Source organism: Allobosea sp. LC85 (assembly GCF_000735605.1).
Classification (GTDB): domain Bacteria; phylum Pseudomonadota; class Alphaproteobacteria; order Rhizobiales; family Beijerinckiaceae; genus Allobosea.
Map to the genome: position 1 here is coordinate 22,848 of NZ_JPKG01000043.1, position 25,205 is coordinate 48,052.

Below are 25,205 nucleotides of genomic sequence, written 5' to 3' on the forward strand. Positions count from 1 at the left end.
CGCGAACATTGCACGCCGCACGAGCATGTCAAAGTAGCGTGACGACAATTCCGACAGCCATGCAGAACAGGCAGGCGACACCGAGAGCAAAGACCGCCGCGCGCAGCGGGACCCGGTTGGAGCCAGTGTGGATCACGGTGTGCACGATGCGCGTCAGCACGAAGCCCCAGGCAAGCGCGACGATCACCGTACCGGTCGCGCCGACCTCCATCGCGAGCATGATCAGTGCGAAGAAAATGAGCGGCGTCTCGAACTGGTTGGCATAGTTCGCGGCAGCGAGGCGGGCATTCTCCGGATAGCGCTCGGTCGAGACCGCTACATCTGCGATCGCGACCTCCTTGTTCCGGAAGGCGACGCGACGGCGCTGGAACAGAATGCCGAGCACGACGAAGGTCCAGAGGATCTGAGCCAGGGCAGGGTAGACCAGTTTGATCGTCATGGGCGGCTTGCCTGTCGCTGTTCATTCAAAAAAGCCCTCACTCCGGAATGCTGCCGCCTGGGGCACATTCGCGGGATGAGGGCTGACAGGCGTCACGATTGCATCGACGAGGCCTTGGCCTCAAGACCTCGTCGGGTAGTTCGGGCTCTCGCGCACGATGGTGACATCGTGGACATGGCTTTCGCGCAGGCCGGCACTGGTGATGCGGATGAACCGGGCCTTCGACTGGTAGTCGGCAAGATCGCGCCCGCCGACATAGCCCATGGCGGCCCGCAGGCCGCCTGCGAGCTGATGCAGCACGCCGGAGACCGGCCCCTTGTAGGCGACCTGGCCCTCGATGCCTTCCGGCACCAATTTCAGAGCATCCTTGATGTCCTGCTGGAAGTAGCGGTCGGCCGAGCCGCGCGCCATCGCGCCGACCGAACCCATGCCGCGATAGGATTTGTAGGAACGCCCCTGATAGAGAAAGGTCTCGCCCGGGGTTTCGTCGGTGCCAGCGAGCAGCGAGCCGACCATGGCGCAGGAGGCTCCGGCAGCGAGCGCCTTGGCGAGATCGCCGGAATACTTGATGCCGCCATCGGCGATGACCGGAATGCCCGCCTTGCTTGCCGCCGAAGCTGCATCCATCACCGCTGTGAGCTGCGGCACGCCGACGCCGGCGACGATGCGGGTCGTGCAGATCGAACCCGGCCCGATGCCGACCTTGATCGCGTCGGCGCCGGCATCGATGAGGGCCTGCGCACCGGACGCAGTGGCGACGTTTCCGGCAATGATCTGAACGGTGTTGGAGAGTTTCTTCACCCGGGTGACCGCTTCCAGCACCTTGGCGGAATGGCCATGGGCGGTGTCGACCACGATGATGTCGACACCGGCGTCGATCAGGAGCTCGGAGCGCTCGAAGCCGAGGTCTCCTGTCGTGGTCGCGGCAGCAACCAGGAGACGACCCTGCGCGTCCTTGGCGGCATGCGGATGGGTGACCTGCTTCTCCATGTCCTTGACGGTGATCAGGCCGATGCAGCGAAAATGATCGTCGACGACCAGCAGCTTCTCGATGCGGAACTGGTGGAGCAGGCGGCGCGCCTCCTCCTGGGTGACGCCTTCGCGCACCGTGATCAGGCGATCCTTGGTCATGATCTCGGCAACGGGTTGCTCGGGGCGGTCGGCGAAGCGGACATCGCGATTGGTCAGGATGCCGACGAGCTTGCCCTTGTGCCCCTGCGGGCCGCGCTCGACCACGGGGATGCCCGAGATCGAATGGTGCCGCATCAGGGCGAGTGCGTCGCCGAGCGTCTCGTCCGGGAAGATCGTGATCGGGTTGGCGACCATGCCCGATTCGAACTTCTTGACGAGCCGCACCTGCGCGGCTTGCTGGTCGGCCTCCAGGTTGCGGTGGACGACGCCGAGGCCGCCGGCCTGCGCCATCGCAATCGCCATCTTGGCCTCGGTCACCGTGTCCATCGCCGAGGCGATGATCGGCAGGTTGAGCGAGATCGTCTTGGTGAGCTTGGTCGAGATATTGACATCGGCCGGCAGCACGTCGGACGGCCCCGGCTCGAGCAGGACGTCGTCGAAGGTCAGGCCGTCGCGGATGAGGGTGTCACTGATGCTTGCCATCGCCAACTCCAAGCCCATGCGGGGCATTTCAGGGTGGGCGACAACATGCGCCCGCTACCGAGTTGACGAGGCCCGATATCATGCGTGTGGCATTGCCGCTAGTGGCCTCCGTCGAAATTGAGGCGGTTTATGCTGCGCTGCGATAAAGCGACTCATGCGACAGGCGCAGGGCGTCTCTTCCCAAGCGGGGCGAAACGGCCGTGTTCACGCCACATCGGGCGTGGCAAAGAACGAAACTTTCCGATTCCGGCTCCGGGCCGCAAGGTTCTTTCCCGTGCAACGCGCCAAGCTCCTGCCCCTGATCGTCGCCTGCGCGTTGTTCATGGAGAACACCGATTCCACGGTGATTGCGACTTCGCTGCCGGTGATCGCGCAATCGCTGGGCGAGGACCCGATCGCGCTCAAGCTGGCGCTGACCTCCTATCTCGTCAGCCTCGCGGTTTTCATCCCGATCTCGGGCTGGATGGCCGATCGCTACGGGGCCCGCACGATCTTCCGGACCGCGCTCGGTGTCTTCATGCTGGGCTCGATCCTGTGTGCGATCTCGAATTCGCTCGGTGCTTTCGTCGGCGCACGCTTCGTTCAGGGCCTGGGCGGGGCCATGATGGTGCCCGTCGGTCGGCTGGTCATCCTGCGCAGCGTCGAGAAATCGCAGCTCGTCAGCGCGCTCGCCTATCTCACGGTACCGGCCCTGGTCGGGCCGGTGGTCGGGCCGCCGCTCGGCGGCTTCATCACCACCTATTTCGACTGGCGCTGGATCTTCTTCATCAACATCCCGATCGGGCTGATCGGCATCGTCCTGGCGAGCCGTTTCTTCGAGGATGTGCGCGAGGAGGATGTGGCCCCCCTCGATGTCCGTGGCTTCCTGCTGTCGTCCTTCGGCTTCGCGGCGCTGATGCTCGGGCTTGCGACCGGCGGGCGCCATCTCGTGCCGTTCGAGGCTTCGATCGGCTTGGTCGTGGCGGGTATAGCCTCGCTGATGGCCTATCTCTGGCACGCACGGCGCACGGCCCATCCGGTCCTGAACCTCTCGCTCTTCAAGATCCCGACATACCGGATCGGCGTGCTCGGCGGCTCGATCTTCCGGGTCGGCATCGGGGCGATCCCCTTTCTGCTGCCGCTGATGCTTCAGCTCGGCTTTGGCTATGACGCGCTGCATTCGGGCCTGATCACCTTCGCTTCGGCCGCCGGTGCCATGATCATGAAGACGCTGGCCAAGACGATCCTGGCGCGGTTCGGCTTCCGCCACGTCCTGATCTTCAATGCGCTGATCGGATCGGCCTTCCTGGCAGCATCCGGGCTGTTCACGCCGACGACGCCGCAGTGGCTGATGCTCTGCGTACTGCTGATCGGCGGCTGCTTCCGCTCGCTGCAGTTCACCGGCATCAATGCGTTGAGCTATGCCGATGTCTCGAACCGGGACATGTCGAGCGCGACCAGCCTCTCCAGCGTGGCGCAGCAATTGTCACTGAGCCTCGGGATCACGATCGGCGCCTTCGCCCTGGAGGCGGCGAACATGCTGAACGGCGGCAAGGCCCTGGGCGCGCATGATTTCTGGCCGGCCTTCGTGCTGGTCGGGCTGATTTCGGCCTCGTCGGCGCTCTGGATGACGCGGCTTGCCCCCGATGCCGGCGCCGAGGTTTCCGGTCACGCGCCGCTCAGCGCGCGCAAGGCGACGGCCCAGGCGATCGAGGATCAGAAGCCGCTGGACTGAGCGTCCGGCTGGCAACTCCGGGCGAGCAGGGGGGCGTCATCTGGACTTGCCCCCTGGCGCATGCGGAGACAGATCAGCCCTCGGCGTCCGCTGCCGGCTGTTCCTTGCGACGGTAGCCCGTGGCCAGCACGTAGAGCTCCGAGGAATCCGCCCGGCTCGCCGCCGGCTTGACGTTGCGCACGGTGGTGAAGTCGCGCTTGAGCATGGCGAGCAGCTCGGCGCTCTCGCCGCCCTGGAACAATTTTGCCAGGAAGAAGCCGCCGGGAGCCAGGATCGAGTTGGCGAATTCCAGCGCCGCCTCGGCCAGCGCGATGATCTTGAGGTGGTCGGTCTTCTTGTGGCCGGTGGTGTTGGCCGCCATGTCGGACATCACGCCATCGGCCCGGCCGCCGAGCCGCTCGGTCAGCAGGGCAGGGGCCTCGTCGGCCATGAAATCCATCTCGATGAGATCGACGCCGGGGATCGGATCGACATGCAGCAGGTCGATGCCGACGATCGCGCCCTTGCCGCGCTCGAGCCCGATGCGCTGCGCCGCGACCTGGCACCAGCCGCCCGGCGCGCAGCCGAGATCGATCAGCTTCTGGCCGGTCTTCAGGAACTTGTAGCGGTCGTCCATCTCCTCGAGCTTGAACGCCGCGCGCGACCGAAAGCCGCGCTCCTTCGCCCGCTTGACATAGGGGTCGTTGAGCTGGCGTTCGAGCCAGAGCTGCGAGGAATGCTTGAGCTTGCCGGCCTTCTTCACCTTGACCCGCATATCGCGGGCGCCGGTGCCGCCTTTGGTGGTGCTCATTGCCTGGTGGTGCTCATCTCTTGGTGGTGGTCTTGGCTACGGGGATCATTCCCGTGGACTTACGTCATGCCTGCCTGCGGCGCCACCAGGCACGATCCTCATGCATCATCCGGAGCAGGATGCCCTCGCGCAGGCCGCGATCGGCGATGCGCACCTTTCGGCTCGGGAAGGCGCGCCTGATCGCCTCGAAGATCGCACAGCCGGCAAGCACGAGATCGGCCCGTTCGTGGCCGATGCAGGCATTGGCCGAGCGCGCGGCATAGTCCATGTCGACCAGTCGGTCGATGACGGCGAGGATATCCGTCTCGTCCATCCACAGCCCGTCGACCAGGCGCCGGTCATAGCGCGGCAGGCCGAGATGGATGCCGGCGACGGTGGTGACGGTGCCCGACGTGCCGAGCAGATGGAAGCCGGCGGCATCCTTTGCCGCTGCGGCGCGGGTCGCGAATGGCTTCAAGGCAGCGCTGCAATCAGCGACCATGTGCTCGAATTTTTCGCGACCGACATCGACGCCGCCATAGCGCTCGGCGACCGAGACGACGCCCATCGGCAGCGAGGCCCATTCGCGGATGCGCCCGGCCGGGTCGCGCGCCTGCGAACGCCCACCCATCCAGACGATCTCGGTCGAGCCGCCGCCGATATCGAAGACGATGACGCCCTCCGCCGTCGGATGGGCCAGCGCCGCGCAACCCGTGACGGCCAGCGAGGCCTCGGTCCGCTGGTCGACGATCTCGAGCTCGAGATCGGCCTCAGTCGCGACCCGGCGGACGAAGTCGAGCCCATTGGCCGCGGCCCGGCAGGCCTCGGTCGTGACCAGCCGGGCGCGGCTGACGCCGCGATGGGTCATCTTGCTCTTGCAGATCTTCAGGGCTTCGACCGCCCGATCCATCGCGGCATCGGCAAGCCGCCCGCTCGCCGTCAGGCCTTCGCCCAGGCGCACGATGCGGGAAAAGGCATCGACAACGCGAAAGCCATGCTGCGCCGGACGGGCGATCAGCAGCCGGCAGTTATTGGTGCCGAGATCGAGCGCGGCATAGGTCGTGACCGGATGGCGCGAGGGCGCGTAGTAGGTTTGCGCGCCGGGTGCAGGGCCGAGGGGAGACGAGCCGATCGGGCGCAGATCGGCGCCACTCACCTCTGGGGATACCGCGAGCGCGATTTCCCGATCCTGGCGGTCCTCGACCGTCACCGTGTTTTGACCCCTCGTCGGCCGCCGTTTGCACGCTCCGGCCGCTTGCTTCGTGTGAAGCGTAACAAGAGCCTGAGGAAGATGCCAAGCGGAACCTGTGCGCTGTTCATTTGTCGGTGGAGTGCTTGCCTGCGGCGACACGCTTCGGCCAAGCTCGGGGAAAGCCCGGATCAGACGGGCTGCCACTGGGAAGGACCGTCGCTGCCATGGCCGGAGCACGCTATATCCTCGCGATCGATCAGGGGACGACCTCGTCGCGCGCGATCCTTTTTGATGCTGCGCTCCGGGCGGTCGCGGTGGCGCAGCGTGAGTTTCCCCAGCATTTTCCGGCCTCGGGTTGGGTCGAGCACGAGCCCGAGGATCTTTGGGAGAGCGTGCTGACGACTTGCCGCGAGGCCGTCAGCAAAGGCGGGCTCGCAGCCTCGGATATCGCCGCGATCGGCATCACCAACCAGCGCGAGACGACGCTGATCTGGGACCGCCGGACCGGACAGGCGATCCACCGCGCCATCGTCTGGCAGGACCGGCGGACAGCGGCGCGCTGCGCCGAGCTCAGCGAGGGCGGCCATGATTCGCTGGTTTCCAGCCGGACAGGCCTGCGAATCGATCCCTATTTCTCGGCGACCAAGATCGCCTGGCTGCTTGACAACGTACCCGGAGCGCGCCGGCGGGCCGAAGCCGGCGAACTCGCCTTCGGCACGGTCGATTGCTTCCTGCTGTGGCGGCTCACGGGGGGAGCCGTCCACGCAACCGACGCGACCAATGCGGCCCGCACCATGCTGTTCGATATCGGGCGCGGCGTCTGGGACGAGGACCTGCTCGCGCTGTTTAACATTCCCCGCTCATTGCTGCCGGAGGTTCGCGATTGCGCTTGCCTGTTCGGCGACACGCTGCCCGAGCATTTTGGCGCGGCGATCCCGGTGCGCGGCATGGCCGGCGACCAGCAGGCGGCGACGATCGGCCAGGCCTGTTTTACGCCCGGCATGGTGAAGTCGACCTATGGCACCGGCTGCTTTGCCCTGCTGAACACCGGTTCGACGCCGGTGGCATCCAGGAACCGGCTGCTCAGCACCATCGCCTATCAGCTCGGCGGCGAGCGTACCTATGCGCTGGAAGGCTCGATTTTCGTCGCGGGCGCAGCGGTGCAATGGCTCCGCGACGGGCTCGGGATCATCGAAAGCGCAAGCGAGACCGGGCCGCTCGCCGAAGCCGCCGATCCGGCCCAGGCGGTCTATCTGGTGCCGGCCTTCGTCGGGCTGGGCGCGCCGCATTGGGACGCCGAGGCGCGCGGCGCCATTTTCGGGCTGACCCGCAACAGCGGCCCGCGCGAACTGGCGCGGGCGACGCTGGAAAGCGTCTGTTACCAGACGCTCGATCTGCTCGACGCGATGCGCGCCGACTGGCCGGAGGCCGGGCAGGGCGCTGCGGTGCTGCGCGTCGATGGCGGCATGGTCGCGTCCGACTGGACGATGCAGCGGCTGGCCGACATCCTCGCCTTGCCTGTGGACCGGCCGGAGGTGCTGGAAACGACGGCCTTGGGAGCCGCCTATCTCGCCGGGCTCGATGCGGGGCTGCTGCCGGAGCCGGATCGTTTCGCCGATCTCTGGCGGCTGGAACGGCGCTTCACCCCCGGAATGGCGAAAAGCCAGCGCGAAAAGCTGGTCGCGGGCTGGCGCGACAGCGTGCAGAGAACCCTGAGCGCAGGCTGACAGGCGGCCCTGTCGCCTTCATGCACAAGATTGCTCACAATGGGCTTGCCATGCGGGCGGAGGTTGTTTAGACCGCGCCTCACCAACGAGGGCGTTAGCGCCGTTGGGGGATCGTCTAACGGTAGGACCCCAGACTCTGACTCTGGTTGTCTAGGTTCGAATCCTAGTCCCCCAGCCACTTGCCTAAGTGGTTGATTTAAAAGCGAAAATCAAAAGCGCAGTAACAGTCACCCGTAACAGTTTGGCGTGACATAGGTCGCGACTTGTTCATCGGCGAATTGATTGTCAGACTGCCGCGAGATTCGCTATTGGCTCGCAGAGGCGGATTTGGCGACCACACGGCAGCTGCTAGGCAGTTTCGGAGAAGAGCGAGTCGTTCGAGAATGCTCCTGCCCCCGGTGTAAGCGTCCACCGAAGACGCTTGTCCGGCTTCCCAACAATTTTAAGTGCGCGGACGTAATCTGCGATTTCTGCGGCTACTTAGGTCAGGTGAAGGCCGCTTCGTCAGTCAATATCGAGCGCCCTCCAAAAACCGTCATGGGCGCAGCGTGGGGCCCGCAGAGCGAACGGATGCAAGCCGGCATTTATTTTCCTCTATTCCTAGTGCTAGCGACCAAGGATCTGGCTAGCTACGCGATTTACTATCTTGCAGCAGACTTGCAGCAGCCCGGCATGTTCCTGCCGCGCAAGCCATTATCAGAGACCGCGCGGCGCGCCGGCTGGACCGGGTTCCACTATGACCTGCGGCATGTTGGCTCTAGCTTGGTGAGGTTAGTGTAAGAGAGGTTTTGTGCGTATCTAAAGTTTAGGAACCGTGATCCTTGACGATTAGATTGCACAGAGGTCAATTGCTGCCGCAGAGAAATATGGCTTGGGGGAGCTATGGCGCGGTTCAGCACGGTTTTCGGTCTATCAAACCAGCAAGCGTCGCTGGATTTTGTCGATATCGACCTAACAACCGACACTCCCCTCTATCTCGATCCTTATGCAATTGAGATTCGCGACGATGAGTGGTCGTCAAAATGTGGAGATCATATCCGATCGTTCTTCAATGAAGTCATGTCAGCGCTGCGGGCGCACAATCACCCACGAGCAATGCATTTGCTCGGAAATCTTCATGAGCCGAACGAAACATTCCTTGGGCAGTCCAGCGGGCGTCCGCAGGGTCGGGGTGTGGGAGACCACAAAGCGCGGCAGTTTGCAGACGCCTTAGTAAATAGCCGTGCTTTTGTAACAGGAATTCTATCCGACATTTCAGAAGCTGAGCTATTTATATTCGGCGTGGGGCCCGACACAATTTCAGATCTTACCACTAACGTTCTTCGCGGCCTTCTAGCCGAATACACAGCTAACCAATGTAACCTGCATTCCATTGAAACTCACCGCGTGAACAGCATCGGACCTGCTTGGAATATTCAAGCATCCCGATGGGAAGCTCGCCAGTTCATGCTTCCGCTATATCGGAACAGGCCAATACTTTTGGTTCCTAAATTCAGCGTCAGATTTGGAATGTCGATCGATAGTCAAGAATTCTATAATCACCATATGATTGAGTATCTGCGCGCCGAGAATTTGCGATCAGGAAGCGGGCTTGTTCATACATTCAAAGATGGAAGCAGGACTGTATACAAGAGTGCAGTGAAGGCGATTCACCCCTTTATTAAGGATGATCTCGCCACATTTGTTCGAGAGCACCCTGAAGTCCTAGAAAGTTACAAAGCATTAAAGGGAGCTCAAGGCTCCTTGGCCGTTACCGATATCGAGAAATTTTTTGACGAACGTGCCTTTGCTCAGGTTTTGCGCGATCGATTATCCGCTATTCAACCCGGAAATGCATCAGCGTCCGAGTATCATTCTGTGATACTCGGAATAACGACATTTCTATTTCATCCCGGACTGATATATCCAGTTAAGGAACAAGAGATCCATCAGGGTCGCAAGCGCATCGACATAAAGTTCACCAATTCAGGAGAGAGCAGCTTCTTTGATTCGATGATCAAATCGAACCAAGCTCGCGCGATTAGTGTTGCTGTCGAGTGCAAAAATTATACCAAAGAAGTCGCCAATCCCGAGTTGGATCAACTGAGTGGAAGGTTCGGCCACCAACGAGGGTTTTTGGGTTTCTTGTTGTGCCGTTCAATCGATGACAGGGCTCGAATGATCCAAAGGTGCCGCGACACCGCGAACGATGGTCGCGGCTACATTATCGTCTTGGAAGACCGCGATATCGTTGAGATGCTTGGCCTTGTGGAACAGAACCGGAGATCGGCGATCAATCGGCTTCTTCAGGCTCGCTTTGACGAACTGATTCACTAGCACAATGCCGCCACACAAAAAGGCCCGCCGATCTGCGCCAGCGGGCCTCATGTCGTAAATCGCCCTGGGCGTCAGGCGAGGCGCTGGGTTGCCGCCCGGATGCTGATGCGGGGCTTGAAACGCGGATCGCGGAAGGCGTTCCACGCCCGCTCGCGCATCGCATGGATCGGTGAACGAGATGCGAACGAGATCGGGACGCCCAAGACCACGCCCACAACGCCGCTAGGGGGAGTGCGATGTCCAGCATCACTTGCCTGCCTCGGAACCCATCGCTACCGTCCACGCCGAATAGGGGCGCTGCACCACGATCATGGACATTGAGCATTTCATTGCCCGCTGGACCGCTGGTGCGGGAGGGCAGGAAAGGGCGAACTATGCGCTCTTCCTTTCTGAGCTTTGCAGCGTCATCGGCGTCCCCTCTCCTGAACCCGCCGATCATGAAACCGAACTCAACGCCTATGTCTTTGAGCGAGCGGTGACGTTTCGCGAGCCGGATGGCTCCACGGCGCGGGGACGCATCGACCTCTACAAGCGCGGCTGCTTCGTTCTGGAGGCCAAGCAGAGCCGGCTGAAAGGCGGCCGCAAGGAACTCATCCCGGCGCAGGGCGTGCTCCTCCCGGATGCCCCTGTCGCCGCCAGCCCGCGCGGGCGCGGTGGAACCGGCCGCTCATGGGATATCATGATGCAGAACGCCCGGCGGCAGGCGGAGGACTACGCCAAGGCGCTGCCTCCATCAGAAGGTTGGCCGCCCTTCCTGATCGTCTGCGACGTTGGCAACTTTCTGGAGTTCTACGCGGACTTCTCGGGGCAGGGGAAGAACTATGCTCAATTCCCGGATCGGCAGGGCTTCCGGGTTGCCGTCGCGGACTTGCGTAGCCCGAATGTCCGCGACCGCCTGAAGCTGATCTGGACGGACCCGCACAGCCTCGATCCAACCAAACGCTCCGCCAAGGTCACACGCGACATCGCGGCCCGCCTCGCAGCCGTCTCGAAGTTTCTCGAAGAGCGCCGCGCCGTCGATGGCCGTGCCATTCACGCGCCGGAACAGATTGCGCTCTTCCTCATGCGCTGCCTGTTCACCATGTTCGCGGAGGACGTGGAACTCATCCCGAGGGACAGCTTCAAGACCATCTTGGCACGCTGCAAGGACAACCCTGATCTCTTCCCGCGCCTCGTCGGACAGCTCTGGGAAGCCATGGACACGGGCGGTTTCGCTTATGCCATCGAAGCCACCGTGAGGCGCTTCAACGGGTACCTGTTCAAGGACAGGATGGTGCTTCCTTTGCCCAAGGAGGAGATCGGCGAGCTGCTGGAAGCGGCGAAGGCGAACTGGCGTGAAGTCGAGCCCGCCATCTTCGGCACCCTGCTGGAACAGGCGCTCGATCCGGCCGAACGCCGCAAGCTCGGGGCGCATTACACGCCACGCGTCTATGTCGAGCGGCTTGTGGTCGCGACGATCATGGAACCGCTGCGCGAGGAATGGGATCACGTCCGCGCGACGGCCGAGCGCCTGAACGCGGCCGGGAACGGCAAGGGGGCGCTTGCCGAGGTGCAGAAGTTCCACGCCCGGCTTTGTGAGATGCGCGTGATGGACCCGGCCTGCGGCACCGGCAACTTCCTCTATGTCGCCATGGAGATGATGAAGCGGCTCGAAGGCGACGTGCTGGAGGCGGTCGCGGACCTCGGCGGTCAGGAAGCCCTGACGCTTGAAGGCCACACCATCGACCCGCATCAGTTTTTGGGTCTGGAGGTGAACCCGAGGGCGTCAGCCATCGCCGAACTCGTGGTCTGGATCGGCTTCCTGCAATGGCATTTCCGGACAAAGGGCGGGGCACCGGCCGAGCCCATCCTAAAGGATTTCCGTACCATCAAGGCGATGGACGCCGTGGTGGCCCATGACGGCAGGGACCTCGTGCTCGATGGGAGCGGCAAGCCGGAAACGCGCACCGACGCGGACGGTAACCGCGTGGAGGTCTACAGCTACCGGAACCCACGCCGTCCGGCTTGGCCGGAGGCGGACTACATCGTTGGCAATCCTCCATTTGTCGGCGGCAAGGACATCCGTGGCCGCATGGGTGAAGGCTACGCCCGCGCCTTGTGGGACGCTCACCCGCACATCAACGAGAGCGCCGATTTCGTCATGTATTGGTGGGACCGGGCGGCGGAGCTGCTGACCCGCAAGGGCTCACGGCTCAGGCGCTTCGGCTTCGTCACCACCAACTCGATCACACAGGAATTTTCCCGCCGCGTCATGGCGGCGCGGCTGAAGGCGAAGAAGCCCATCTCGCTCCTCATGGCCATCCCCGACCACCCATGGACCAAGGCGACAAAGGATGCGGCGGCAGTGCGCATCGCCATGACGGTCGCCGCAGCCGGAACGCATGAGGGCGCTTTGCGCGAGGTGACGCGGGAGGCTGAGCTCGGCAGCGACACGCCAGTGGTCGAGTTGGCCGAACGCGCAGGCACGATCAATCCTGACCTGACAGTGGGCGCGGATGTGACAGGCACCCCCCCCGTTACGGGCCAACGATTACCTTTGCTCGCCGGGCGTGAAGCTCCACGGCTCGGGTTTCATCGTGACGCCTGCTGAAGCGGAGGCCCTGGGGCTCGACAAGCGTCCGGGGCTGGAGCAGCACATCCGACACTATCGCAACGGCCGCGATCTGACGAACCGGCCTCGCGGCGTCATGGTCATCGACCTGTTCGGCCTTTCCGCAGAGGAGGTCCGGGCTCGCTTCCCTGAGGTCTATCAGCACCTTCTCGCGCGGGTGAAACCCGAACGAGACCGCAACAATCGCGACACCTACCGCTTGAACTGGTGGGTATTCGGGGAGCCTCGTGCGGACCTGCGCCCAGTTCTGATGGGCCTCCCTCGTTATATCGCCACCGTGGAGACTGCGAAGCATCGGGTCTTCCAGTTCCTCGATGCTTCGATCCTTCCGGACAACAAGATCGTCTGCATGGGCCTGGATGACGCGTTCCATCTTGGCGTGCTCTCGTCGCGAGCGCATTGTCCTTGGGCATTGCGGGCTGGTGGCTGGCTCGGGATGGGCAACGACCCTGTATATGTGAAGTCCAAGGTCTTTGACCCCTTCCCCTTTCCCGATGCCACCGACGCGCTCCAAGAAGAAATCCGCCACGTGGCGGAGGAACTCGACGCGCATCGCAAGGCCCGGCAGGCAGAGCATCCGCACCTGACGCTAACGCAGATGTACAACGTCCTCGAAAAGCTCCGGGCCGGGACGGCGCTCAATGCCGATGAGGAGCAGATCAAGGGCGAAGGGCTGGTGCTGATCCTGAAAGAGCTGCACGACCAACTCGATGCCCTCGTCTTCCAAGCCTATGGCTGGCCTGCGAATTTGCCGGATGAGGAGGTGATCGGCCGTCTCGTCGTGCTTAACAAGGAACGGGCGACGGAGGAGCCACGCGGCGTTGTCCGTTGGCTCCGCCCGGCTTACCAGAAGGTCCGCGCCGGCATCACCGAGGAAGCCGCGCCGAAGGCTGCGGAGGAGCAGCGCGAGATGCTGTTGGTGGCGCAGGCTGGAGCAGAGCAGAAGCCCAGCTTCCCGAGCGACGAAGTGGCCCGCACAGCGACCATCATGGCGGTTCTCGCGAACACGCAAGGCACAGTGGATGCGAGCGCCGTTGCGTCCGGGTTCCGGCAGGGCAAGCGCATCGAGCCGCATGTCCGGGCGACCCTCACTTCTCTGGTGCGCATGGGCTTTGCCTCGTCTCGCGACGGGAAGAGTTTCCAGTTGCGCCGTGCGGCTTGAAGCGAGGTGATGGGTTCATGGTTCTGCCGGAGACGGGCCAAGTCCGCCACTCCGGGAACGGTCACCCGCTTACCGGACTGGTGCAGTCACTGCGCTCTTGCGCTGGAAACCACGGCGGGAGCTTCAGGTCGTCTCGCCTTCAGGATGCGATGGACGCTTGCCTTCCCGATCCTCAGCCGCCTCGCGATCTCCGACAGGCTGGTGCCCTGCGCTGACAACTCTGCGACCCGAGTCTCCTTCGCCCGCGCGGTCAGGGCTCGACCCTTATACTTTCCCTGCGGCTTAGCCTTGGCGATGCCCTCACGCTGACGCTCGAGCATGATCTCGCGCTCGGACTGTGCCACGCTCCCGAGCACGTTGAGCATGAGCCGGCCAGTTGGCGTCCTGGGGAACTAAGGCGGTGTGTGGGAGTGAGCAACAGCCGCCGCGAACGTGAACGGGGAGTGTGTCGCAGGCAATTGCGGTTGCGATCCGCCCGCGCACGAACGCTTCGGGGCGAGGCGGAACAGCTGTTCGAGGTCTTGTCGCGAATAACGGGCTTGGCTGACTACAAACGAGTGCTCGCACCCATTTCGGAGGGGCCGCGTCAGCTCTCGAAGCTCGTGGCTTACACGCGCTGCGGGGCTTAGGCCCGGCGGCAACACTGCTCTTCGCGCGCTGCTTCCGATAGGAGGCTGGCGTCGGGGCGTCACACCGCGTTATCAACGCGTCATGGGGTTCGGCGTTTTCATCCACCGTCACGATTCGATCTACGACGACAGCCCGGCTGAGAGATATCAGTTCCCGCGGCAGTATCTCGGTCGTGTTCAATCCTGCGTTGGCGATTGGATCGTCTACTACGAGCCGCGCAAGGTGGTGAATACGCGCGGGTACTTTGCCATTGCCAAAGTTCAGCAGGTCATCCCCGATCCGACTGCACAAGCCATGTTCATCGCGGTGATCGAGCCTGGCAGCTATCTCGACTTCGCCAATCCCGTCCCCTTCGCTGACGAGAGCGGCGTGATCGAGCGTGGTGTCCTGAACGACGAGGGCCGGTTATCGGGGCGGGCACAAGCCGCGGTGCGGCCGATCTCGTCAGCCGATTTCAACCGTGTTCTCGCCCTGGGCCTCGACGATACGGAACCGCTTCTGCCGCGAAGCGATGCCCCGAACGCCGCCGCCGAATTTGCGGAAGAGCAGGCTCCGTTTGTTTTCGATCAAGCCCGCGAGAGGTTGACGATCGCGCTCACGCGGATCGTGCGCGATCGAGCATTTCGCCGAACCGTGCTGCGGGCCTATGGTGAGCGCTGCGCCATCACCGGGCTCAGGCTGATCAATGGTGGCGGTCGTGCCGAGGTCGCTGCCGCCCATATTCGCCCAGTGGAGGCGAACGGTCCCGATATCGTCAGTAATGGGCTTGCGCTGTCGGGAACGGCGCATTGGATGTTCGATCGCGGGTTGATCAGCCTGTCCGATAATCTGGACATTCTGATCTCACGACATGCGAACGATGTTGAAGGCATCCGGGCCTTCGTGAATAGAACCGGCCGCGCGTTTGCTCCCGCCCGGCTGGCTGAGCGTCCGCATCCTCACTTCCTCAATTGGCACCGCGAGACCTGCTTCAAGCAGTAGCGAGATTGCCAAGCCGCCTTCCGCTTGTTCGGTCGATCGGCGTTACGGCTGCCCGGCGACTGGGATATTCCGATTTGGCATGCAGAGGCGTTTGAGCACGACCTTGAGCCTGGATCCTGCTCTGGCGAGGCGCGGTCGATCGCGCCCAGGCCTCAAAGATAAGGCGGCGTGCAGGCGCTCACGACCTCGCAGCGCGCGGTGCCGACATTGCGGAAGCGATGGGGGATGCGGCTGTCGAAGAGATAGGCATCGCCGGCGGCGAGGATCTTGATCTGGTCGCCGACGGTGATCTCGAGCTCTCCCGACAGGACCACGCCGCCCTCATGCGAATCGTGCTTCAGCATGGTGACGCCGGTATCGGCGCCGGGCTCGTAGGATTCGTGCAGGATCTGCAGGTTATGCGCCTTGGCGTCGCCGACCTGCCGGAACGACATGCGGCCCTCGCCAGTGCCGCCACTGACCTGATGCAGGCGGGATGTCAGGTCCAGAAGGTCGCCCGAATCGAAGAACACCTTGCCGCGCGGCACGCGCTCCTCGTCAAAGAAATTCACCATCGACATCGGGATGCCGTCGAGGATCTTGCGCAAGGACGCGACCGACGGACTGTTCCGATTCTGCTCGATGAGCGAGATCAGGCTGTGCGTCACGCCCGAACGGGCTGCCAGTTCGCGCTGTGAAAGCCCGGCAGACGCCCTGATTTCCTTCAATCTTCCACCCACGTCAAAACTCATGACCGGTCTCCGCCCGTCTTCGTTTCATCACGCAATGCCCGCGACCTGATCAGCGCAGCATGCAGCGCCTGCCTGCTCAGCGCCCCTTGCGCTGTTGAATATTCTGAGCAATGCTGGCCTCAATCCAATAAGAAAATGACTCCGAGGAAATATCAAGGATGGAAGAGTTTCTGCGTCCCCCTACCGTTGCCTAGAGCATAATTCATTATCAGACCGGGCTGAACGTCGTGGATTTAGTGCGCTAAATCTGCGTTACGCTGCGCGTTTTCTTGCGTTTGGCAAGTTGCGCGCGCAGTGGCATCAATCATTACAATGCAGCTGTGAGCGTAAGGTTATGATTCAAGCGGACACCGTCTTGTTGAACGGCCGCATCTTCTGCGGTCTGGCCGAAGGTTTCGTCGAGGCTTTGGCGGTCAAGGACGGCAAGGTCCTCGCGGCCGGTTCGGCTGAGGAGATCTCGAGCCTGAGGGGGGCGGGCACGCGCGTCATCGATCTCGCCGGGCGCGTTGCGATCCCCGGCCTCAATGATGCGCATATGCATCTGCTGCCGCTCGGCGTCAGCATGAACGAGATCAATCTGCGGCCGGAAGAGGGCGTGCGCAGCATCGACGAGGTCCTGCGCCGCGTCGCGACTGTCGCCAGGACGAAGAGGCCCGGCGAGTGGGTGCTCGGGCGCGGCTATGATCACAATGAACTGGCTGAGGGCCGTCACCCCACCGCCGATGAACTCGACGCGGTAGCGCCCGACAATCCGGTCTATATCAAGCGCACCTGCGGCCATGTCGGCGTCGTCAACAGCCAGGCCATGCGCAAGGCCGGCATCGGCCACAATACGCCGAGCCCCGACGGTGGCCTGATCGAGCGGCGCGACAACAAGCTCACCGGCCTCCTGGCCGAAAGCGCCATGCGCCTGATCGTCGAGGCGATGCCAAAACCCAGCCACGCGGAATTGACGACGGCCATCGAACAGGCGGGCCATTACATGCTGTCGCAGGGCTTCACCAGCGTGATGGACGCCGGCGTCGGCATGCTCGCCGGCATGGCGGAAATCGATGCCTATGAGGAGATGGCTCGCAGCAACCGCCTGCCGGTGCGGACCTGGGTCTGCATCTATGGCAATGCCGACGGGATCGGCGATGCCGCGCACGCCGCCGGATACCGTTTCGGGCGGGAGGTCGGTCTCCTGCGCTATGGCGCCATGAAAGTGTTCGGTGACGGCAGCGCCGGCGGTCTGACGGCGGCGATGAGCCAGCCCTATCGCGTCGGCGACCCCGACAACCGTGGCATCTTCATCTATTCCGACAAGGACATGCACGGTTACCTCGCGCATTATCACAAGCTCGGCTATCAGCTCGCGATTCATGCGATCGGCGATGCCGCGATCGAGCAGGTGCTGTCGGGAATCGAGCAGGCGGACAGTGCCGAGCAGCCCATCCTCGGGCGCCGTCACCGTATCGAGCATTGTGGCTTCCTCACGGACGGCCAGCTCGCCCGGATGGCGGCAGCGGGGATCGATCCCGTGCCGCAGCCGGTGTTCATCTACGAGTTCGGCGATCTCTACGTGCATAATCTCGGGCAGGAGCGGGCGGACGCCTCCTATCCGATGCGCAAATGGTTCGATGCCGGTGTGCATCCCGCTGCGAGCTCGGATGCGCCGGTCTGCGCCACCGACCCGTTCAAGAACCTGTTCACGATGGTCACGCGCCAGACCAAGCGCCATACGGTGATCGGTGCGGCGGAACGCCTGACGATGGAGGAGGCCGTCCACGCCTATACGGCCATCGGCGCCTATACCCAGTTCGCCGAGGAGCGCATGGGACGTCTCGTGCCGGGGCAGCTTGCCGATATCGCAGTGCTGTCGCACGACATCTTCGCGGCTCCGGTCGAGACCGTGGAGATGGATGCGCGCTGCGATCTGACGCTGCTGGGCGGGGAGGTGGTCTATGACCGGCTCGGCCAGTTCGCGGCCGCAGCGCAGTAGGGAGACGCCGGAATGCTGCGGCACACGCTGCAACGGCTGCTGCTCGCGCTGCCGGTCTTGTTGGGGGTTCTTCTGCTGGGCTTCCTGCTCATGCAGGTGGTCCCGACCGATCCGGCGCAGGTGCGAGCGGGGCCAACCGCCACACAGGACATCGTCGAGGCCATCCGCCGCGATCTCGGGCTCGACCAGCCGCTCTGGAAGCAGTTCCTGATCTATGTCGGGCGGTTGCTGCAGGGCGATCTCGGCGTGTCGATCATCAACAATGTGCCGGTCGTCCAGGAGCTCGGCAACACGATCGGGCCGACGCTCGAGCTGATGGTCGCGTCCTTGATCTGGGCCATTCCGCTGGGCATCGCCATGGGCACGGTGGGGGCCTATTTCCGGGGCTCGATCCTCGATCGTGCGATCATGGCGGTGTCGGTCGCAGGCGTCTCCCTGCCCGTGTTCTTCCTTGGGTTGGCGCTGATCTGGCTGCTCGGTTTCAAGTACCCGCTGCTGCCGTTCACCGGGCGGATGGGACCCTTCTGGACCTGGGACGGGTTTCTCGCGATCATCCTGCCCGCCGTCACGCTCGGCGGCGTCTTCGTCGGCCCCGTCGCGCGCATGACCCGCAGCTCGGTGCTCGACGTGCTGGGGGCCGACCATGTCAGGACGGCCCGTGCCAAGGGGCTGACCGAACGGGCCGTGGTCATGCGGCATGCCCTGCGCAATGCGCTGGTTCCGGTGGTGACGCTGATCGGGCTGCAGATCGGGTTCCTGCTCGGCGGTGCCGTCGTCACCGAAACCGTCTTCAGCTGGCCAGGGATCGGCCGGCTGGCCGTCGGCGCGATCCTGTCGAGCGATCTGCCGATGGCTCAGGGCACCATCATCGTGCTGTCGCTCGGCTTCATCCTGATCAACCTTGCCGTGGACGTGCTCTATGCCGTGCTCGACCCGAGAGTGAGGAGCGTCTGATGAGCGCCATCACACAGACGCTCGCGAAGGGGCAGGCGGAACCGCTGCCAGGCCCGGCGAATGAGGACTTCATCGTCCGCCGACCATCGGTGCTGAGAATGCTCGTCAGCGATGTCGGAGCCTGCATCTCGCTGGTGCTCGTGGTGCTGGTGATTGCAGGGGCGATCCTCGCGCCCTGGCTTGCGCCGTCGGATCCCTATGGCGGCGACCTCGCCAATACCCTGAAGGCGCCTGGCGAGGTGGGCCTGCTCGGCACGGACGGGCAGGGGCGTGACATGATCACGCGACTGCTGTTCGGCCTGCGCACCACATTGCTGATGGGGTTCGCATCCGTCGTCTTCGGCTGTGCCGTCGGTGGTCTCGTTGGCTTCGTTGCGGCCTATTACACGCGGGTGTCGGGCCTGCTGATGCGCCTGATGGACGTGCTCCTGTCCTTTCCGGCAATCCTGTTCGGACTGGCCATCGCAGCCATTTTCGGGCCCGGGCTCACGGCAGTGATCATCGCGCTTTCAATCGCGACCGTGCCGCTGATGGCGCGTGTCGTGCGCGGCTCGGCCATCGTCGTGCTGCAGCAGGACTATATCGAGAGCGCCCGGTCGCTCGGCATGAGCGACGCACGCATCATCTTCAAATATCTGCTGCCGAACTGCCTGTCGGCGATCTTCGTCTTCGTCACCCTGCGGTTCGGCCAGGTCATCCTGCTCGGCGCCGCCCTGTCGTTCCTCGGCCTTGGTGCGCAGCCGCCGACCGCAGAGCTCGGCGCGATGGCGGCGGACGGCCGCAACTTCCTGTTCTTCGCGCCGCATGTCTCCGTCCTGCCAAGCCTGGTCATCTTCGTGGTCGTGCTGGCCTTCAACGTGCTCGGCGACGCGCTGCGCGATGCACTCGATCCCAAGCTGCGCAAATAGACGCAGAATTTCCGGAGGTTCCCTCATATGAACAGGCTTACCGCACTGCTTCTCGGCAGCGCCGCTGCAATTGCGGCCACCGCCGCGCCGGTCTCGGCGCAGCAGAAGGCACCCTTGTCGATCCTGCGCGTCATCGACGCGGACAATTACGATCCGATCCGCTCGACATCGACTGCCGCGGCCGAGGCGCTCTACATGCTGGCCGACACGCTGGTCAGCGTCGATTTCGACATGAAGACCATCAAGCCCGGTCTCGCCGAATCCTGGACCGTCTCTGCGGACGGCACGACCTACACGTTCAAGCTGCGCACGGATGTGAAATTCTGCGACGGTCGCCCGATGACGGCCGAGGATGTCGTCTACTCCCTGAAGCGCTGGACCGATCCGACCAACAAGTCGCCGGTCGCGTTCCGCGGTGGTCTGGTCAAGGACATCCGCGCGGAGGGCGATGCGACCGTCGTCTACGAGTTGAAGGAGCCCTATAGCGACCTGCTCTTCCAGATCGGCCTGTCCTTCGCTTCGGTGGTCGACAAGAATGCGGTCGAGAAGCTCGGCGCCAATTTCGGTGTTCAGGGCTTCAACGCGACGGGCCCCTATTGCTGGGTGAAATGGACCCCGCGGCAGGAACTCGTCATGAAGAAGAACCCCCACTACACCTGGGGGCCGCCGATCTACAAGGATCCGAAGCCGCAGATCGACGAGATCGTCTGGAAGATCATCCCTGAGTCGAATACGCTGATGGCGGCGATCCAGGCCAAGCAGGCCGACGTCACGTACTATATGCCCTATATCGCGCTCGACACGATGCAGCGTATGCCCGGCATGCAGGTGCAGCGGCAGAACAACTATATTTACGACATCTTCATGGGCTTCAAGGTCGACAAGCCCATCTCCAGCGAGGGCGTGATCCGCGAGGCGGTCAACATGGCCGTCAACAAGGACGCCATCGCGAAGGCGATCTTCTTCGGCAAGGGCCAGACCCTGCCGGCCCTGCTCAATGCCAGCGTCCTCGACTTCGACAAGGACGCAGCCGCCAAGATGCCGAAATATGATCCGGCGGCGGCGGCCAAGCTCCTCGACGCGGCCGGCTGGAAGGCCGGTGCCGACGGCATCCGCGAGAAGGACGGCAAGAAGGCCAGCTTCACGGTCTACGGCATCCGCAACGACGTCAATCCGCGGATCACCGAGGCCATGCAGGCCGACTTGCGCAAGGTCGGCGTCGACATGAAGATCCAGCTTTGGGATGCGACGGTGGCCTGGGGCAAGCTCGCCACGCAGGAGTTCGATGCCTTCGTGATGGCCTATCCCTATGTGACGGCCACCGAGGCCCTGAGCCTCTACTTCAACAGCCGCCAGGCGCCGACGCCGAACCGGATGAACTGGAAGGATCCGAAGACCGACGAGATGCTGAAGGCCGCTGCGACCGCCGTCGATGCCGACAAGCGCAAGCAGGCAATCGGCGCCGTGCAGACCCAGCTGACCGAAGCCAATGTCTGGGTGCCACTCGTCTCGCAGCCGCTCTGGGTTGTCTCGGGCGATCGCGTCGAAGGCGTGCGCGCCCACGGCGTCTATGGCGCGGGTCTCTACAAGGGCCTCGACATCAAGCTGAAGCGCTGAGGGCTTCGATGCGGCGCGGGGAACACCCCGCGCCGCATCTCCTGCTCCGATCGAATTGCGCGCCCCCTGCGCGGGATTCTCGCTCCGGGGCTTCTCTGTTCTCTCTACGGATGATGCCATGACGATCACTGTCATCAGGAATGCGGATGTCGTCGTGGCCTGGGATGCCCAGGCTGCCGGTCACGTCTATCTCTACGGCGCAGACGTCGCCTTCGAGGATGGCAAGATCCTTTTCGTCGGCGAGCGCTATGACGGCCCTGCGGACGAGATTGTCGACGGGCAGGGGCGGATGGTCATGCCCGGCCTCGTCAATATTCACTCGCATCCATCGAGCGAGCCCCTCAACAAGGGCTTCCTGGATGAGCTCGGTTCGCCGGCGCTCTACAATTCCTCGCTTTACGAGTTCATGCCGATCCTGCGCCCGGATGCCGAGGCGGTGCCGGATTGCGTGCGCGTCGCCTATTCCGAGCTGCTGCTCTCCGGCGTGACCACGGTCGCCGATCTGTCGGTGCCGCATCCCGACTGGCTCGACCTCGCGGCGCAGAGCGGCATGCGCGTCTGCCTCGCTCCGATGTTCCGTTCGGCCCGCTGGCATACGCGCAATGGCTATGTCGTCGAATACGAATGGGACGAGAAGGCCGGCGCCGATGCCATGGCGCAGGCCTTCGACGTCATCGCCAAGGCCGAGGCCCACTCCTCGGGCCGGCTGTTCGGCATGGTATGCCCGGCTCAGATCGACACCTGCAGCGAGGGGCTGATCAAGGAAAGCTACGCTGAGGCCGGTCGACGCGGGCTGCGCTGGCAGATCCATGCGGCGCAGTCGACGGTCGAGTTCCATGAGATCACGCGGCGGCACGGCGTCTCGCCGATCCAGTGGCTCGAGAAACTCGACGTGCTCGGCTCGACGAGCATCGTCGGTCACGCCATCTTCCTCGACGACTACCCGCGCAATGCCTGGCACAGCCGGCGCGATCTCGATCTCCTGGCCCAGACCGGCACGACGGTGGCCCATTGCCCGACCGTGTTCATGCGGCGGGGCATCGCCTTGCGTGATTTCGGGCGCTATCGGCGTGCGGGCGTGAATATCGGCCTGGGGACGGACACCTATCCGCACAACATGCTCGAGGAAATGCGCAACGCGGCCTATGTCGCGCGGCTGATGGCGGAGAGCCCGCGCACGCTCAGCACGACAGACCTGTTCGACGCTGCGACGGTCACTGGTGCTCGTGCGCTGGGGCGCAGCGATATCGGACGGCTCGAGGTGGACTGCAAGGCGGATCTCGTGCTCGTCGATCTCGCTCATCCCATGATGCAGCCGCGGCGCGACCCCGTTCGCAGCCTGATCTATGCGGCGGCCGAGCGCGCGGTCGATCGCGTCTATGTCGATGGCCGGCTCGTCGTCAGCGGCGGTGAGGGTCTCACGCTCGACTATCCGGCGGCTGCCAGGCGCCTGCACGAAGCCCAGAAGCGGACCGAAGCGGCCGCTCCGAGGAATGACTGGGCCGGCCGCCCGGTGACGGATTACTCGCCGCTGACCTTTCCCGAAGGCGGACAACGGGCTTCCGGGGCCCGCTCATGAGCCAGACCAAGGCCACGCCGATCATCGAGCTGCGCAACCTGACGACGGCCTTTCAGACGCTCAACGGGACGGTGCGGGCGGTCGACGGCATTTCGCTCTCGCTCGAGCGGGGCAAGACGCTCGGTATCGTGGGTGAGAGCGGCTGCGGCAAGAGCATGCTGTCTCTGTCGATCATGGGCCTCGTGCCGCCACCGGGGCGCAATGCCGGCGGCGAGATCCTGTTCGAAGGGCGCGACCTCCTGAAGCTGTCGCCGAGCGAGATGCGCGACATTCGTGGCAACCGCATTGCCATGATCTTCCAGGAGCCGATGACCAGCCTCAACCCCGTGCACACGGTGGGGTATCAGGTGGTCGAGTCCCTGCGCGCGCATCGCAAGGCCTCTGCTCGCGACCTGCGCGACGAGGCGATCGAGGCGCTGCGCAGGGTGCGCATTCCATCGCCCGAGCGACGCTTCGACGAGTATCCGCATCAGCTGTCGGGCGGCATGCGCCAGCGGGTCATGATCGCCATGGCCCTGACCTGCAAGCCGGCCCTGCTGATCGCGGACGAGCCGACCACGGCGCTGGACGTCACCATCCAGGCCCAGATTCTCAGGCTCCTGCGCGAGCTGCAGGAGGAGACGGGCATGTCGATGATCCTGATCACCCACGACCTCGGTGTCGTCGCCCAGGTCGCCGACGACGTGGCCGTCATGTATGCCGGCAAAGTGGTCGAGCGGGCCTCGGTCAAGGACGTGTTCCACGATCCACAGCACCCTTACACGATCGGCCTGATGGGCTCGATGCCGCGCATGGACCAGGACGTGGCGCGACTCATCGCGATTGACGGGGTCGTGCCCCCGCCCTTCCGGTTGCCGCAAGGGTGCCGTTTCAATCCACGCTGTCCGTTTGCGGATGATGGCTGCCGCGCGGAGATGCCGGTGCTCGGGGAAATCGGCCCGACCCATCTCGTCGCCTGTCGGAAGGCCCCGCTGGAGGAGTTCGTATGACAGCGCCGTTGCTCGAACTCGAGGATGTGACCAAGCACTACCCCGTCTACAAGGGCCTGATCCGGAAGAAGCAGGTGGGTGCGGTGCGCGCCGTCGACGGGGTGAGCCTGCAGATCAACCCTGGCGAAACCCTGGCCATCGTCGGTGAAAGTGGTTGCGGCAAGTCGACCACCGCGCGCCTTGCCATGCGCCTCATCGAACCCACGGCGGGAAGCGTGCGGTTTGAGGGGCGCGACATCACCCATCTCGATCGGGCGGCGCTGCGCAGCATGCGTCGCAACATGCAGATCGTCTTCCAGGATCCCTATGCCAGCCTGAATCCGCGCATGACGGTGGAGGAGCTGATCGCCGAACCCATGCTGGTCCATAACGAGGGCACCGCGGCCTCGCGGCGGGCGCGTGTGCTGGAACTGCTCCGCAGAGTCGATCTCGCCCCCTATCATGCAGCGCGCTATCCGCACGAGTTCTCGGGTGGCCAGCGCCAGCGTATCGGCATTGCCCGGGCTCTGGCCCTGTCTCCCAAGCTCATCGTCTGCGACGAACCCGTCTCGGCTCTCGACGTGTCGATCCAGGCGCAGGTCGTCAACCTGCTGAAGGATCTTCAGCAGGAACTCGGCCTGGCCTATCTGTTCATCTCCCACGGCCTTGCCGTCGTGAAGCACGTGGCTGATCGCGTGGCGGTGATGTATCTCGGGCAGGTCGTCGAACTGGCGAGCAAGCAGGATCTCTACGGCAATCCGCGCCATCCCTACACGCAGGCCCTGCTGTCAGCGGCGCCGGAGCCGGACCCGACGAGGCGCGAGGGGTGGAATGTGCTGGGGGGCGATGTCCCGAGCCCGCTCAATCCGCCCGCAGGCTGCCGGTTCCATACGCGCTGCCCCCTCGCGCAGGAGCGGTGCCGCATGGAGGTGCCGAACCTGCGTTCGGTCGGCGCGGGACACAGCGCAGCCTGCCATTTTGCAGAGTCGGTGCCGATCTTCAGCCACGCTGCCGCGGCCAGGGAGGAATCGCCCAGCCGGCGCAGGCGCCTCGCGCTCTATGAGGCGAGCCGGCGCCAGGTGAATTAGCGGAGACCCGGGCTAAAGCATCGGCCCGAAAGTGGATTGCGGTTTTCGGGAAAGCCGATGCAAACACAGAAGGTTAGATCATCGGACCGGTCCGATGATCTAACAGGCTGCTGAAAAACGCGCTGGCTTTTTGGTTGGTGTGATGATTCCGTGGGGTTGCGGCCACAGGATTGATTTGGATGCGCGGTGGGGACGAACGGACGGGATCGTTGTTTTCGTATGTC

General features: G+C 63.8%; 19 protein-coding genes, 1 tRNA gene and 1 pseudogene. 15 read left to right on the top strand and 6 right to left on the bottom strand.

Annotation, left to right across the window (positions count from 1 at the left end; all coding sequences use genetic code 11):
* Window positions 1-28: 28 nt before the first annotated feature.
* Together FG93_RS19755 and guaB are read right to left on the bottom strand one after the other, a co-directional pair.
* The gene (locus FG93_RS19755; protein WP_043237388.1) at window positions 29-439 is read right to left on the bottom strand and encodes an MAPEG family protein; all 411 of its coding nucleotides are present in this window, start codon (window positions 437-439) and stop codon (window positions 29-31) included.
* A gap of 120 nt (window positions 440-559) precedes the next feature.
* Window positions 560-2,053 carry an IMP dehydrogenase gene (gene guaB / locus FG93_RS19760; protein WP_043237431.1) on the bottom strand — a complete coding sequence of 498 codons (1,494 nt, stop codon included), beginning with the start codon at window positions 2,051-2,053 and terminating at the stop codon, window positions 560-562.
* Between the two features lie 274 nt (window positions 2,054-2,327).
* On the opposite strand from guaB, the gene FG93_RS19765 reads away from it, so the two are divergent.
* Window positions 2,328-3,767, top strand: a complete 1,440-nt coding sequence (locus tag FG93_RS19765; protein ID WP_043237389.1) for a DHA2 family efflux MFS transporter permease subunit — start codon at window positions 2,328-2,330, stop codon at window positions 3,765-3,767.
* 73 nt (window positions 3,768-3,840) lie between these two features.
* Here the strand turns inward: FG93_RS19765 and FG93_RS19770 are convergent, their stop codons facing one another.
* Window positions 3,841-4,557, bottom strand: coding sequence for an RlmE family RNA methyltransferase (locus FG93_RS19770; RefSeq protein ID WP_043237391.1), 717 nt, complete (start codon window positions 4,555-4,557; stop codon window positions 3,841-3,843).
* Between the two features lie 64 nt (window positions 4,558-4,621).
* Complete coding sequence (locus FG93_RS19775; RefSeq protein WP_244448665.1) at window positions 4,622-5,746, bottom strand: Ppx/GppA phosphatase family protein; 1,125 nt, start codon at window positions 5,744-5,746, stop codon at window positions 4,622-4,624.
* Between the two features lie 206 nt (window positions 5,747-5,952).
* Here FG93_RS19775 and glpK point away from each other — a divergent pair, with 206 nt between their 5' ends.
* The 6 genes from glpK (at window position 5,953) to FG93_RS33970 (ending at window position 13,544) form a co-directional block, all read left to right on the top strand.
* A complete protein-coding gene (glpK, locus tag FG93_RS19780; protein WP_043237394.1) occupies window positions 5,953-7,455 on the top strand; it encodes a glycerol kinase GlpK in 1,503 nt (500 codons plus the stop codon).
* Window positions 7,456-7,559: 104 nt separating this feature from the next.
* A tRNA-Gln gene (locus tag FG93_RS19785) sits at window positions 7,560-7,633 on the top strand.
* A 149-nt stretch (window positions 7,634-7,782) separates the two neighbouring features.
* Window positions 7,783-8,235, top strand: a complete 453-nt coding sequence (locus FG93_RS19790) for a DpnI domain-containing protein (RefSeq protein WP_043237396.1) — start codon at window positions 7,783-7,785, stop codon at window positions 8,233-8,235.
* A gap of 102 nt (window positions 8,236-8,337) precedes the next feature.
* The gene (locus FG93_RS32520; RefSeq protein ID WP_152579523.1) at window positions 8,338-9,771 is read left to right on the top strand and encodes a hypothetical protein; all 1,434 of its coding nucleotides are present in this window, start codon (window positions 8,338-8,340) and stop codon (window positions 9,769-9,771) included.
* A gap of 310 nt (window positions 9,772-10,081) precedes the next feature.
* A complete protein-coding gene (locus FG93_RS19795) occupies window positions 10,082-12,361 on the top strand; it encodes a DNA methyltransferase (protein WP_348270485.1) in 2,280 nt (759 codons plus the stop codon).
* Between the two features lie 97 nt (window positions 12,362-12,458).
* Window positions 12,459-13,544 carry a hypothetical protein gene (locus FG93_RS33970; RefSeq protein ID WP_348270486.1) on the top strand — a complete coding sequence of 362 codons (1,086 nt, stop codon included), beginning with the start codon at window positions 12,459-12,461 and terminating at the stop codon, window positions 13,542-13,544.
* An 86-nt stretch (window positions 13,545-13,630) separates the two neighbouring features.
* Here FG93_RS33970 and FG93_RS19800 read toward each other — a convergent pair.
* Window positions 13,631-13,918, bottom strand: a pseudogene (locus tag FG93_RS19800) (recombinase family protein); the annotation flags it as partial.
* A gap of 337 nt (window positions 13,919-14,255) precedes the next feature.
* On the opposite strand from FG93_RS19800, the gene FG93_RS19805 reads away from it, so the two are divergent.
* Window positions 14,256-15,155 carry an HNH endonuclease gene (locus FG93_RS19805; RefSeq protein WP_043237397.1) on the top strand — a complete coding sequence of 300 codons (900 nt, stop codon included), beginning with the start codon at window positions 14,256-14,258 and terminating at the stop codon, window positions 15,153-15,155.
* A gap of 152 nt (window positions 15,156-15,307) precedes the next feature.
* On the opposite strand, the gene FG93_RS19810 is transcribed toward FG93_RS19805, so the two are convergent.
* On the bottom strand, window positions 15,308-15,886 hold the full coding sequence (locus FG93_RS19810; protein ID WP_043237399.1) for a cupin domain-containing protein: 579 nt from the start codon (window positions 15,884-15,886) through the stop codon (window positions 15,308-15,310).
* 358 nt (window positions 15,887-16,244) lie between these two features.
* Between FG93_RS19810 and FG93_RS19815 the strand changes: the two genes are divergently transcribed.
* The 7 genes from FG93_RS19815 to FG93_RS19845 all read left to right on the top strand — a co-directional run bounded on the left by FG93_RS19815 (window position 16,245) and on the right by FG93_RS19845 (window position 24,981).
* Window positions 16,245-17,867, top strand: a complete 1,623-nt coding sequence (locus tag FG93_RS19815) for an amidohydrolase (RefSeq protein ID WP_244448666.1) — start codon at window positions 16,245-16,247, stop codon at window positions 17,865-17,867.
* A gap of 12 nt (window positions 17,868-17,879) precedes the next feature.
* Complete coding sequence (locus FG93_RS19820) at window positions 17,880-18,821, top strand: ABC transporter permease (RefSeq protein WP_043237405.1); 942 nt, start codon at window positions 17,880-17,882, stop codon at window positions 18,819-18,821.
* A complete protein-coding gene (locus tag FG93_RS19825) occupies window positions 18,821-19,729 on the top strand; it encodes an ABC transporter permease (RefSeq protein ID WP_043237408.1) in 909 nt (302 codons plus the stop codon). The genes FG93_RS19820 and FG93_RS19825 overlap by 1 nt, the downstream gene beginning before the upstream one ends.
* A 27-nt stretch (window positions 19,730-19,756) precedes the next feature.
* Window positions 19,757-21,346, top strand: coding sequence for an ABC transporter substrate-binding protein (locus FG93_RS19830; RefSeq protein WP_043237410.1), 1,590 nt, complete (start codon window positions 19,757-19,759; stop codon window positions 21,344-21,346).
* A gap of 118 nt (window positions 21,347-21,464) precedes the next feature.
* Window positions 21,465-22,925, top strand: coding sequence for an amidohydrolase family protein (locus tag FG93_RS19835; protein WP_043237412.1), 1,461 nt, complete (start codon window positions 21,465-21,467; stop codon window positions 22,923-22,925).
* Complete coding sequence (locus FG93_RS19840) at window positions 22,922-23,914, top strand: ABC transporter ATP-binding protein (protein ID WP_043237413.1); 993 nt, start codon at window positions 22,922-22,924, stop codon at window positions 23,912-23,914. Before FG93_RS19835 ends, FG93_RS19840 begins: the two co-directional genes overlap by 4 nt.
* Window positions 23,911-24,981 carry an ABC transporter ATP-binding protein gene (locus FG93_RS19845; RefSeq protein WP_043237416.1) on the top strand — a complete coding sequence of 357 codons (1,071 nt, stop codon included), beginning with the start codon at window positions 23,911-23,913 and terminating at the stop codon, window positions 24,979-24,981. The genes FG93_RS19840 and FG93_RS19845 overlap by 4 nt, the downstream gene beginning before the upstream one ends.
* Window positions 24,982-25,205: the final 224 nt, after the last annotated feature.